General features: G+C 62.2%; 9 protein-coding genes. 6 read left to right on the top strand and 3 right to left on the bottom strand.

Annotated elements, in window-relative coordinates; genetic code table 11:
• Genes ACP6KB_RS06555 through ACP6KB_RS06545 form a run of 3 tightly spaced genes read left to right on the top strand, consistent with a single transcriptional unit; the run spans position 1 to position 3,288 of the window.
• Positions 1 to 1,248, top strand: a complete 1,248-nt coding sequence (locus ACP6KB_RS06555) for an NAD(P)/FAD-dependent oxidoreductase (RefSeq protein WP_442112666.1) — start codon at positions 1 to 3, stop codon at positions 1,246 to 1,248.
• Entirely contained in the window at positions 1,245 to 2,054 is an 810-nt protein-coding gene (locus ACP6KB_RS06550) for a DUF1365 domain-containing protein (RefSeq protein WP_442112664.1), read from the top strand. Before ACP6KB_RS06555 ends, ACP6KB_RS06550 begins: the two co-directional genes overlap by 4 nt.
• A complete protein-coding gene (locus ACP6KB_RS06545) occupies positions 2,029 to 3,288 on the top strand; it encodes a class I SAM-dependent methyltransferase (protein WP_442112662.1) in 1,260 nt (419 codons plus the stop codon). Before ACP6KB_RS06550 ends, ACP6KB_RS06545 begins: the two co-directional genes overlap by 26 nt.
• A 111-nt stretch (positions 3,289 to 3,399) precedes the next feature.
• Here the strand turns inward: ACP6KB_RS06545 and ACP6KB_RS06540 are convergent, their stop codons facing one another.
• Complete coding sequence (locus tag ACP6KB_RS06540) at positions 3,400 to 3,684, bottom strand: hypothetical protein (RefSeq protein ID WP_442112660.1); 285 nt, start codon at positions 3,682 to 3,684, stop codon at positions 3,400 to 3,402.
• Here ACP6KB_RS06540 and ACP6KB_RS06535 point away from each other — a divergent pair.
• From ACP6KB_RS06535 to ACP6KB_RS06525, 3 genes are all read left to right on the top strand, one after another.
• Positions 3,673 to 6,426, top strand: coding sequence for a TonB-dependent receptor plug domain-containing protein (locus ACP6KB_RS06535; RefSeq protein WP_442112658.1), 2,754 nt, complete (start codon positions 3,673 to 3,675; stop codon positions 6,424 to 6,426). The two genes, ACP6KB_RS06540 and ACP6KB_RS06535, sit on opposite strands and share 12 nt — an antisense overlap.
• A gap of 67 nt (positions 6,427 to 6,493) precedes the next feature.
• Positions 6,494 to 8,197, top strand: a complete 1,704-nt coding sequence (locus ACP6KB_RS06530) for an ABC transporter ATP-binding protein/permease (protein ID WP_442112656.1) — start codon at positions 6,494 to 6,496, stop codon at positions 8,195 to 8,197.
• Positions 8,187 to 11,030 carry a M16 family metallopeptidase gene (locus ACP6KB_RS06525; protein WP_442112654.1) on the top strand — a complete coding sequence of 948 codons (2,844 nt, stop codon included), beginning with the start codon at positions 8,187 to 8,189 and terminating at the stop codon, positions 11,028 to 11,030. Before ACP6KB_RS06530 ends, ACP6KB_RS06525 begins: the two co-directional genes overlap by 11 nt.
• Here ACP6KB_RS06525 and ACP6KB_RS06520 read toward each other — a convergent pair.
• Both ACP6KB_RS06520 and ACP6KB_RS06515 read right to left on the bottom strand, forming a co-directional pair.
• Positions 11,000 to 11,944 (bottom strand): FecR domain-containing protein, encoded by a 945-nt coding sequence (locus ACP6KB_RS06520; protein WP_442112652.1) that lies wholly within the window; start codon positions 11,942 to 11,944, stop codon positions 11,000 to 11,002. The genes ACP6KB_RS06525 and ACP6KB_RS06520 overlap by 31 nt on opposite strands.
• The gene (locus tag ACP6KB_RS06515; RefSeq protein WP_442112650.1) at positions 11,941 to 12,441 is read right to left on the bottom strand and encodes a sigma-70 family RNA polymerase sigma factor; all 501 of its coding nucleotides are present in this window, start codon (positions 12,439 to 12,441) and stop codon (positions 11,941 to 11,943) included. Before ACP6KB_RS06515 ends, ACP6KB_RS06520 begins: the two co-directional genes overlap by 4 nt.
• Positions 12,442 to 12,589: the final 148 nt, after the last annotated feature.

Here is a 12,589-nt window from a genome sequence, read left to right as displayed (position 1 = left end):
ATGCGTATTGCAATCATTGGCAGTGGCATCTCCGGCTTGACCTGCGCCTATTTGCTGTCGCGCCAGCATGAGGTCACGGTGTTCGAGTCCGCCCCCTGGGTGGGCGGCCACACCCATACCGTTGATGTGCAATGCCAAGGTCAAGCGTATGCGATAGACACCGGCTTCATCGTCTTCAACGATTGGACCTACCCGCACTTCATCAACCTGCTCAAGCACCTGCAGGTCGCTACGCGCCCCACCGAAATGAGCTTTTCGGTGCATGAGCCAAATACGGGTTTCGAGTACAACGGTCACACGCTGGATACCTTGTTCGCCCAACGCCGCAACCTGCTATCACCCGGCTTCTGGGGCATGCTGCGAGACATCCTGCGCTTCAATCGTCAGGTTCTCGCGGACTTTGACCAACAACGTATCGACGACTCCGCCACCCTCGGTAGCTACCTCAGGGCAAAGGGTTATGGGCAGCGCTTCATCGATCACTACATCATGCCAATGGGCTCGGCGATCTGGTCGATGTCGCGGGCTGACATGCTCGCTTTCCCGTTGCAGTTCTTCGTGCGCTTTTGCCGCAACCACGGCCTGCTGTCGGTGAACCAGCGGCCGCAATGGCGGGTGATCGAGGGGGGCTCGCGTAGCTACCTGGCGCCCTTGTGCCGGCCTTTCGCTGAGCGCATCCGTTTGAATTGCCCGGTCCATCGGGTCGACCGCGACGAGGCGGGTGTCACCCTGCTCAGCGCAGCAGGAACGCAGCGTTTCGACGCCGTTGTGTTCGCCTGCCACAGTGACCAGGCCCTGGCGCTGCTGGGTGCGCCGAGTATGGACGAGCGCGCGGTGCTGGGTGCCATTACCTACGCAGACAATGAGGTGCTGCTGCATACCGACACCCGCCTGCTACCCCGCCGGCGCAAGGCCTGGGCTAGCTGGAACTATCGCCTGGGCGACCCGCAGCACGCTGGCGCAGCGCTGACTTACGACATGAACATCCTCCAGGGGATCGAAGCGCCCGTCACCTTCTGTGTGAGCCTCAACCAAAACGCCCAGGTGGATCCGGCGCAGGTCCTCGCCCGCTTCAACTATGCCCACCCGCAATACAGCCTCACCGCCCTCACCGCCCAGGCCCGCCACGCTGAACTGCAGGGTTGCCAGCACAGCTATTACTGCGGCGCCTATTGGGGCAATGGCTTTCATGAAGACGGCGTGCTCAGCGCGTTGCAGGTGGCGCAGTGCTTCGGAGAGCGCCTATGAACAGTCGCCTGTGCCAAGGCTGGGTCAGTCATCGGCGCCTGACGCCTCGCCAGCATGCCTTCCGCTATCGGGTCGGCATGTTCTACCTGGACCTGGATGAGCAACCCTGGTTGCTGAGCCTGTCTTGCTGGTTAGGTCGCTCGCGGTGGGCACCCCTGAGCTGGCGCCAGACCGATTACTTGCCACAGCTCACCCGCAACGGTGAACCCTTGGCCCAAGCCGCACGCCTGCTGGTCGAACAGGCCACCGGGCGCCTCCCCGAGGGCGCCGTGCACCTGCTGACCCAGCCGCGCTGCTGGGGGGTGTCGTTCAACCCGGTCAGTTTCTATTTCTGCCATGAGCTGGATGGGCAACTGGCGGCGATCCTGCTGGAGGTTCGCAACACGCCTTGGCGCGAACGTTTTCACTATGTGCTGCCGGTGCAGGAAGGCCGGGGAGGCGCGTTCATCGTGGCCAAGGCTTTCCACGTCTCACCGTTCCTGCCGCCGGACATGGATTACCACGTGCGCGTCCTGCTCGATGAACACCGCCTGCGCATCCACATGGAAAATTGGCGTGCGGAGCACAAAGTGTTCGAAGCCGACCTGGCACTGCAACGCCTACCACTGAATCGCGCCGCCTTGCATCGCCACATCCTGACCTTCCCGTGGATGAGCCTGCGTACCGTCTCAGCCATTTACTGGCAAGCCCTGCGCCTTTTGCTCAAGCGCACCCCCGTCCACGATCACACCGCCAGCCGGGGCAACCTGGTGCTCGGCCACCCCCGCGAGGACTCCGATAATGTCCGATCCCACCCTGAGCGTTAGCAAGTCCGCAGGTATCATCCCCTTGCTTGGCGGCCTCGCCAGAAACGCCGTACTCGCTCAGTTACGCCGGTTGCGCCTGGGGCATCTGCGAGTGCTCAGCAGGGGGCAACAATGGAGCTTTGGCGACCCGGCCAGCCCGTTGCAAGCTGAGGTGGAGATCCTTGAGGACGCGGCCTGGAGCCTGATTGCCAGCAATGGTTCGATTGGCTCGGGGGAAGGCTACATCCACGGTTACTGGCGCAGCCCTGACCTGGCAGCGGTGACCCGTCTGTTCGTTGCCAACCTGGATGTGCTCGACGCGATGGAAAGCGGGCTGGCGCGTCTTGGGCGTCCAGCCCTGCGCCTGCTGCACCGGCTCAACCGCAACAGCCTGCGGGGGGCTCGACGCAACATTCTTGCCCATTACGACTTGGGCAACGCCTTGTTCGAGCGCCTGCTCGACCCAACCATGATGTACTCCGCCGCGCAGTTCGAACATGCTGAGCAGACCTTGGAAGAGGCCCAGTTGAACAAGCTTGAGCGCATCTGCCAGAAGCTTGAACTCAAGCCCGACGAGCATCTTCTGGAAATTGGCAGCGGCTGGGGCAGCCTGGCCATCCATGCCGCTACTCGCCACGGCTGCCGGGTCACCACCACGACACTCTCCGACGCGCAATATGCGCATACGCGCCAACGAGTGAAGGCGCTGGGCCTGGAGCAGCGCATCACGGTGCTGCGCGAGGACTACCGCGACCTGCGCGGGCGATTCGACAAACTGGTTTCAATCGAGATGATTGAAGCCGTCGGCCACCGCTACCTGCCCACCTACTTCCGCCAGTGCGAGTCGTTGCTCAAGGACGATGGCCTGATGCTGTTGCAAGCCATCACCATTCGCGACCAGCGCTATACCCAGGCGCGCCGCTCTGTGGACTTCATCCAGCGCTACATCTTCCCCGGTGGCGCGCTGCCTTCGCTGAGCGTGATGCTCGACACCGCCAGCCGCCAGACCGCGCTGAACCTGGTGCAGTTGGAAGACTTCGGCCAGGACTACGCACGCACCCTGCGCCATTGGCGCGACAACCTGCGTCAGGCGCGCACGGCGCTGACGGAGTTGGGTTACGACGACATCTTCCAGCGCCTGTGGGAGTTCTACCTGTGCTACTGCCAAGGCGGCTTCGAAGAGCGTGCGATCAGCGTGGCGCAGTTACTGTGGGCTACGCCGAAGGCACGTCGGGCACCGTTGCCGGGCGAGTGAACATGCGCCGCGGATGGATCATCGGCAACGCCTTGTGGTTGCAGGTTGGCTGGTGGGCATGTGTGCTGGGCGCACACCGGCCTGCTGTTGGCGCCGATCTGGGCCTTGTTCTTACCCCTCGCTGCGCGGATCGCGCGACAGCGTTCGGAACTGTAGGAGCGGGCTTGCCCCGCGATCGTATTTCGCCAATGACACTGCATCGCGGGGCAAGCCCGCTCCCACCGGCAGGGCCGGATGCAGGAGCCAATCCATCCCCGACAATCCGTGAAGAACCAAAAATTTACGGGATGGCTTTGTCCCTTTTTCAATCTGGATCGGCATAGCAATCGATAATGATTTCCACTTCGGTGGAATTGCATCGAGACTGCATAGGATCCCCGATTGATGTTCCGCCATCACCCACACCTTCCGTCTTTGCTGTGTGCTTCATTGTTACTCGCTGCTGCGCCTGCTGTGCAGGCCGAGCAGTCGGCTGAAAAACGCTATTTCTCCTTGCCCGCCGGGCCGCTGGGGCTAAGCCTTGCGCGCTTTGCCGAGCACGCCGGGATTCGCCTGGCCTTCGATGCCCGCCTGGTCGACAAGCTTGAAGCACAACCGTTGCAAGGCAACTTCACCCCGGCCTCTGGCCTGCAGTTGTTGCTGGAAGGCAGCGGGTTGACCTATGAAGCGGTCGATGGCGGTTACCTGGTCAAGGCGCACAAAGGCTGGCAGGCAGACAGCGTTCGCCTGCCCAGCACCAATGTCACCATCCCGGAAGTACAGGAGGAAAACCGCTTCGCCCACCCGTTCAGGCTGACCTCCGAGCAGATCGAACAGCGCCCGCAGGCCAACAGTAACCTCACCGACCTGTTGCGCAGCCACCCCGTGGTGCAGTTTTCCAACAGCAGCCAGAACGGCCTGAGCCAAGGCGAGATCAAACCCGACTCGATCTCCATCCATGGCTCACGCCCGTACCAGGGCTTGTTCAGCCTCGACGGCATGCGCATGAACAACGACCTCGACCCCGTGGACGCCGGTAATGGCGTGACCATGGCTTCAGGCACGTCCAGTGAGCAGGGGTTCTACCTCGACAGCCGCCTGATCGACAGCCTGGAGGTGCACGACTCGAACATTTCCGCGCGCTACAGCGGATTCACCGGCGGCGTGGTGGAAGCTACCTCGCGCAGTTGGCGCGGTGGCCAGGCCGGGCAACTGTATTACCGCCACACCGACGCCGACTGGAACACCACCTTCACCGATGACCGCCTGGATTTCGACAGTTCCAACAACAGCATGTCGCACCCGTCGCGCTTCCAGCCCAGCTACCAGAAAAGTGACTACGGCTTGTGGGCCGAAACGCAACTGGCGGAAAACCTCGGGGTGGTCATCAGTGCTTCGCGGCGGGACTCGAAGATCCCCATGCGCGACCTGGGTGGAACGGGCCTTGAGTACACGGACGGCGTGCTGAGCGACTTCGATTACCCGGCCCGTAACCGCCTGCAACGCCGCCAGTCCGACAACCTGTCAACCAAGTTCAGCTGGTATGCGGCCCCGGAAACCACCGTGCACTGGACGGTGCTGTACTCCGGTTATGAGGAGCAGATGTTCCAGAACACCGTGGCCAACTCCGGCTACCACAACAGCCATGATGGCCTGGCCAGTATGCTCAAGCTGGAACACCTGACGTCGCTGGGGCAACTGGATCTCAATGCCAGCTACCGGCACATGACCGACATCCGTGACAGCGACACCGACTACCGTGTGTCGTTGCTGGACTACACCGATTGGCGCAACCCCATCACCTATAACTACGGCGGCCCCGGTAGCCTCAACAGTTACCAGGACACGGCAGAATTGTCCGGGCAGTTCGCCTTCGACCGCGTGTTCGCTGCCGGGCTAGGGCACCGCGTGACTCTCGGTGCCGGGCTCAATCATGTCGATGCCAAGTTCGAACGCGAAGAGACCTATTTCGCTGCCAACTACGACATGTTCGAAGAGTACATCCGGTTGCGCCAGGTGGATGCATTCTTCGCCGGTTCTTCCAGCACCCGCTACACCAGTTACTACCTGTTCGCCGAAAACGAGATGGACTGGGGCCGCCTGACCGTGCGCCCGGGCCTGCGCCTGGATCGCGACGACTTCATCGACCAGAACAACGTGGCGCCGCGTCTGTCGGTGTCGTTCGATGCCTTTGGCAACGGCGCGACGGTGCTCAAGGCCGGTGCCAACCGTTACTACGGCAGTTCCATGCTCACCTATGCGCTGTACGGCGCGCAGAACGGCGGGCTGAAACACTGCTACGAAGACTGCTGGCCGATGATCGACACCGGCGACGGCACCTGGGATGCGACACCGGATTACGAAGGGCTGGATAAACTGAAGACGCCCTATAGCGATGAATTGATGCTCGGCCTGGACCAGCGTTGGGGCAACAGCCTGTGGGCGATTCAGTACGTCAACCGCAAGCATCGCAACGAAGTGCGCAGCCGGCCCAAGTACCCGGACAGCCGCGTCCGTGGCGAGCGCGGGATCAAGGAATTCGTCAACGACAGCAAAACCGACAGCGATAACGTTTACCTGAGCGTTAGCATGATCGAACCGTTGCGCGCCTTGTATGCCGAGCACCGTTTCAGCGCCGCCCTGGCCTGGCAACGCACCCACAGCGACACCGCGCTTGAGCTGGGCTACAGCGACATCGACCTGAGCATGAAGCTGGACCCGAGCAAAGCCTGGTTCGAAGGCAAAGTGATCGATGCCAAAGACCTGCCCGCCAGCGACTTCAACGCACCGTGGAAGCTCAACGTCGACTGGCAAGCAAACTGGCAGGATTACGGCGTGTCGCTGTTCAACCGCCTGACCTGGGAGAGCAGCCGCGACCAGGTGTACAAGCACGACACCGGCGTAGACGGCTATTACCCGCTGCCCGACAGCAACCTGCGGGTACGCAAGTACAGCTCGGCACGCATTGGTTCGCTGTGGCGCTGGGACACCAACGTGCAGTGGAAGCCGGCGTTCGCACACGGCCTGGGCTTCAACGCTCAGATCAACAACCTGCTCAACACCAAGAACCAGAGCGACACCCTGTCGTGGGGCGGTAACACCTACAAGATCTACCAGCCGGGGCGTCAGGTCTGGCTGGGGCTGACCTACGACTTCTGAGCCCACGCGGCCCTGCGGGGCCGCCTCCTTACTTTACGGAGCGGCTCGGCGAGGGCCGTGGATCCTGATGATACGACTTCGACAATTCTGGGCCATCACTGGCCCCTTCTGGCGCTCGCGGGCAGCGTTACCGGCCTGGTTGCTGCTCGCCACGGTCATTGCCCTGACCCTGCTGGGGGTGGCGATTACCGTGCGCCTGAACCAGTGGAACGGCGATTTCTACAACGCCTTGCAAGCACTCGACGGCAACACCCTGTACCCACTGCTGTACAGCTTCGTCGGCCTGGTGGCGGCGATGATTCTGGTGGTGGTGTATGCCGACTACCTGCGCAAGCAACTGCTGATCCGCTGGCGAGGCTGGCTGACCGAACACCTGTGCACCCGCTGGCTCTCACCAGACGGCCAGCACTACCGCCTGCAGTTGCAAAACCGCGAGCCCGACAACCCTGACCAGCGTATCGCCGATGACGTGCGGCTGATGCTCGAACACTCGCTCAAGCTGCTGCTGTCGTTCACCCGCTCAGTGGTTACGCTGATCTCGTTCGTCAGTATTCTCTGGACGTTGTCGGGGGCTTTGACCTTCAGCGTCGCCGGCGACTCGTACCGCTTGCCGGGCTACATGGTCTGGGTTTGCCTGGCGTACACCCTGGTCGGCATTGCCCTGACCCATTGGATCGGCGCCGCCCTGCCGGGCCTGAACGTGCGCCAGCAACACCGCGAAGCCGACTACCGCAGCGCGCTGATGTTTCGCCGCCGCCACGCCGATGCGATCGCTGGTCACCAAGGCCAGGCCCATGACCGTGAAGCCTTGCGCCTGCGCTTCGGTGAAGTGATCAGCAACTGGTATGGCCTGATGCGGGCGGAACGCAACCTGGCTTTTTTCACGGTCGGCTACCAGCAGGCGACCATTCTGGCACCGCTGTTTTTCGCCTTGCCCAAGTTTCTCTCCGGCGAACTGCAACTGGGTGGTTTGATGCGTATCCAGTCGGCGTTCGGCCAGGTCGCGGGCGCATTGAGCTGGTTTATCTACGCCTACCGCGACATCGCCGCCTGGGCGGCATGTGTCGAGCGCCTGCATGGCTTTGTCACCCTGCTGGACGAGCCGTTGCCAGCACCGAGCACATCGCCCTCATCTAGCGGTACAACGATGCTGGAGGCAGAGCTGTCGATTCAGCGCAGCGATGGTTCGCCCTTGCTGCCTGCAGTGGCGCTGCACCTGCAGCCAGGCACGTTGACCCTGCTTTGTGGCCGCTCCGGCTTGGGTAAATCGACACTGCTGCGCTGCCTTGCCGGTTTCTGGCCGCACTACCAAGGCCGTCTGATGACGCGCGCGCCGGTGTTCTGGGTGCCTCAGGACCCTTACCTGGGCGATGGCTCGCTGGCCGACCTGCTGACCTATCCGAGCCTGAGCGGCACCTTCAGCCAGCAACAATTGCACTGGGCGCTGGACGCAGTGGGCATGGGCCAGCGCTTTGCTGATGTGGCGCAGAGCCAGGACTGGCAGCAGTGCTTGTCTGGCGGCGAACGCCAGCGCCTGCTGATTGCCCGCCTGTTACTCAACCGCCCCGCCCTGCTGCTGCTCGATGAAACGCTGTCAGCGCTTGACCCCGCAGCCGCCAGCACCCTGCTGGGTGTAGTGCGTCAGCACTTGCGCAGCAGCGCGATCCTGTTGGTCAGCCATCAACCGCATCTCGCCGCTCAGGCCGACCACGTCCTTGATCTGCATACCGTGCTTCAACCTTGCGAGGAACGCTTTGCTCATGAGTCTTAAACCCCTTTTGCTAATCAGCACGCTGCTGCTGACCGCCTGTGGTACAGCCGTAGTGCCGCAGGCCACAACCCCGGCGCCCAGTGCGCCTCGTGCAGAATTGCCCGCCAGGCCTGAACTGCAGGACTACCAGTTGGCCAACGGCATGCGCGTGATGCTGGTCCCCCGCGAGTCCGATGGCCTGGAACTGCGCCTGCTGGTCGGCAGCGGCTCACTGCAGGAAAGCCCGCAACAGCGCGGGCTGGCGCATTTTGTCGAGCATATGGCGTTCAAGGGCAGCCAGCACTTCCCCGGCAAAGCCGGGCTGGCGGCGCTGGAGCGTCTGGGTATCAGTCTGGGGCCCGACATCAACGCCGCAACAAGCTTCAACAGCACCCAGTACAAAATCTCGTTGGCAGAGGATGACAGCAGCCATACCGACCTCGCCTTGCGCCTGATGGCCGACTGGGCCGCCCATTTGAGTTTCGACCCGGCCGCCTTCGAGGCCGAGCGCGAGGTGATCGTCGAGGAATGGCGCTTGCGCCAGGGCGTCGGGCAGCGCATCAATCAGCGCATTGACGACCTGCTCTACCAAAACAGCGATTACCAGAACCGCAACCCGATCGGCGACCTTGAGGTTATTCGTCACGCCCCGGTCGAGCAGGCGCAAGCCTACTACCGCGATTGGTACCAGCCCCAGCGCATGACCTTGCTGCTGGTCGGGCGCTTTGACCAGGCGCAATTACGCGGACGCATCGACACCCTGTTCGGTGCCCAGCCACGCGGCAGCGCGCCAGCCTCAAGCGCGGCGAAATTTCGTGGCGACAAGGCCTTGCGGGTGACCTCGGTGTTCGATGCCGAACAGGGTCAGCGCATGCTGCAACTGGTGCTGCAACGTAACCTGCCCGCCGCGCTGGACAGTCAGAATGGACAATGGCGCGACCTGATCGATGCCTTGTGGTTGAGTGTGCTGGATGAGCGCCTGGACTTGTTGGTCGAGCAAGGCCTGTTCAGCCAGGCCGGCGTTGCCGAACGCGCGATTTTGCTCGATGCCCGACGCAGCCAATACCGCATGGTGCTGCACCCACGCGACACCAACTACGCCAAAGCCAGCGAGCAACTGTTCACCGAACTGCAGCGTATGGCGCGCCAGCCTGTGAGCGAGCAGGAGCTGGCAGCGGCCAAACAGCGCCTGACGGAAAAGCTGGAAAACCAGGCGGCGGGTCAGCAGCGCTATAGCAATCAGGTGCTGGCCGACGGCATTGCGCAAGCGGTCGAGTTCCAGATGCCGCTGTTCGACAAGCGCCAACAATGGCAGATGACGCAAGCCTGGCTCCCGAACATCGGTGCACTGCACCTGCAAGCTGCCGTGAGTGAATTACTCAGTGACGCATCACCGCGCCTGGCGCTGGTAGGGCCAAAGGGCGACAGTGCGAAACACAACGAAGCGCAATGGGCAGCGCTTTGGCAACAAGCCCTCGCCAGCCAACCAGGGCCTTTCCCACATACCGCACGACCCCAGACCCTGAAGGTGACACCCCCTGCAGCGGGCAGTCTGAGCCAAGTAGCGCCGATCAACGAAGTCGGCGCCGTGCAGTGGCAACTGGGCAATGGCCTGCGGGTCATCGTCAAGGCCGATCCCGCGCTGCAAGATAACGTACGCCTGGAGCTGCACCAGTTCGGCGGCTCATCACTCGACCCTATCGCACAGGCGGGCGTGTCCAACTGGTCGATCAGCCTGGCAGAACGCAGTGGTTACGGTGACTACTCCGCGCTGCAGCTGGCCCGCCTGGGGCAGACCAGCCAAGTGCAATTGAAGCCCTTCAGCGAAAGCCTGTTCCACGGTATGCGTGGCAGCGCACCGGCCGATGAACTGGAAACCCTGTTCAAACTGCTCAATCTGAAACTCACGGCACCGCGCTTTGATGCCGACCGCCTGCAAGAAATGCGTCAAGGCTACAGCACCAGCCTGGACAACCAGCCGGCTGAGCGGCGCTTCATGGATGCAATCAACCGCACGGCCTACAGCAACGGTCAGCGTCTGGTCAGTGATGCTCAAGGCCCCTGGCGCACATTCGAAATCGAGCAATTGCGTCAGGTGTACCGTGATCGCTTCAGCGTACGCCAAGGCATGACCCTGGTAGTCAGCGGCCCGATGGTTCTAGAGCGGGTAAAGGAATTGTCGCGCACCTGGCTGGCCAGCTTGCCTGCCGCACCCGGGCCTGCACCGCAGTGGCGTGATGTGGGCGTTCAACCACTGCAGCACAGCATGGAACACCGCTACCCGTGGTCGAGCAGCCCGAAAACCATGGTCAACCTGCTGTACAGCAGCCCGGCCAGCTGGAGTGCCGACGATGTGCTGATGCTAGGCCTGGTAGACAAAGTGGCCAATCAACGCCTGCGCCAGGCGATTCGCGAGGAGGCCTCCGGGACGTACACCATCGGCTTCAGCCAGCTACTGACCCGCTTGCCGACAGCCTATTACCTGGCGCGCCTGAACTTCACCAGCGCTGCCGAGCGCGCGGACGCTTTGACCGCACAAGCCCAGGCCGTGGTGGCGACGCTGGCTGAGCACGGTATCAGCCAGAGCGAATTGCAGCAGGTGCGTCAGGCGCAACTCAACGAGCTGACACAGCAACGCCGCAGTGCCATCTACTGGGCGCAGGCCTTGGCGCAAGTGGCGATGGTCGATGATGATTTCAAAAGCCTTGAACAAGCGCCGCAGCGCGTGCGCGATCTGCAGCTCTCCAGCATCAATGCCTTGTGCAAAACCCTGCTGGGACGCCACCCGAAACTGTTCATCCTGGCGCCGGCCGGCGCGGATGTTCAGACCGCAGGCACCAGCGTTGCCCAGTAGCGAGTGCGGTATTGCACCTTGACCGGCAACACCTGGCTGAGCGTGGCCAGTACCTGCTCCGGCTGCTTCACATCGAAAGCACCGGAAACCCGCAGCGCTGCGACTTCCGGGTCGCAGTGCAGGCGGCCACTGCGGTAGCGGTCCAGCTCGCGGGTGAACAGCGACAAAGGCATGCCGTCGGTGATCAACAGGCTGCGGACCCAGGCATCCGAAGCCAACGGCAAGACCTGGCGGCGAACATCGCTGGGCGAAATCAGCAGTTGCTGGCCGGCGGCAAGCGGATGCTCTTGAACGCCGATGTTCACGTTCAGTTGCCCTTGGTAAACGCTCACCCGCTGTGGTTCCCCTGCCAGCGCACGCACCGAAAAGCGCGCCTGCCCTGCCCAGATGTTCATCCGTGCCAGGTGGACCTGGGTCGGTTCAGAGGCCACCTGACGCGAATCGACCATGATCTCGCCTTGCAGCAAATCAATCCGCGTACGCTGAACGTCAGCTTCAACATCCAGTGCTGTGGCAGTGTTCAGGGTGAGTTGAAGCTGGTTGGCCAAGGTCAGGTTACGCAGTTCACCGGTAGCGGTGTGGTAACCGGCGCTGAGCTGCGGCCAGAGCAGTTGCTGCCCACTGTAGCCCAGGGTGCCAGCACCACCGAGCAGCAGGCACAGCTTGCCAACGAAGGCGCGACGCGACGTATGGGCCGGAGCGGTGCGCACAGCGTGAAGCATCGACCGGCCTTGCGCACCGGAGAGCCGTTGGCCCAGGGTTTCAACACGCTGCCAGGCTTGGCGGTTCTGGCTGCTTTGCGCCAACCAGGCTTGCCAGCGGTGGTAGCGGGGGTCACCGTCCTGCGCTTCACGCAGTTCGATCAGCCAGTTCAGCGCTTCACTCAGGCTCTGCTGCTCATGCGGCGCGGTCATGGCTCAAGCTCCAACTCCAGTTCCAGACAGCGCAACAGCGCGGTGTGCATGTACTTCTTGACCGAGCTGACAGTGACACCGAGGCGTTCAGCCGCTTCAGCGTACTTCAGGCCATCTACCTGGCAGAGCAAGAACGCCTGGCGCACCTTGGCCGGCAAACTGGCCAACATACGATCCAGCGCGAACAAGCTCTCGAGCATCGAGCAGGTCAACTCAGGGGACGCGGCCAAGGCTTCAGGCAGGTGTTGCAAGGTTGCCAGGTAGGCTCGCTCAAGCTCCTTGCGACGCACTTTATCTACCATCAGGCCGTGGGCGATGGTTCTGAGAAAAGCACGCGGTTCGCGTAAGTCTTCAAGGTTGCGCTGCAGTACCTTGACGAAGATGTCGTGGGCCAGATCCGCGGCATCACTGGAACACCCGAGGCGTTGTTGCAACCATCCTTTGAGCCAGCCACTGTGATTCTGATAGAGGCTGACGACTACATCCTTGCTAGGCATGATCAATTAGGCGCAAAAAATAATCGCTAATGATAATCATTATTTGGCGCAATTGGAACGCAAAACGCCATCATCTTGATGTCAGCGATGCCACCGGGATTTCCCGCAAAAAAGCCTTCAGCAGCAGCCGTGCAGCTGTGCGGTTGCT

Source organism: Pseudomonas sp. NUPR-001 (assembly GCF_052147955.1).
Taxonomy (GTDB): Bacteria; Pseudomonadota; Gammaproteobacteria; order Pseudomonadales; family Pseudomonadaceae; genus Aquipseudomonas.
Note: the sequence above shows the minus strand (reverse complement) of the source record. Positions and strands in the feature narration are given on the sequence as shown.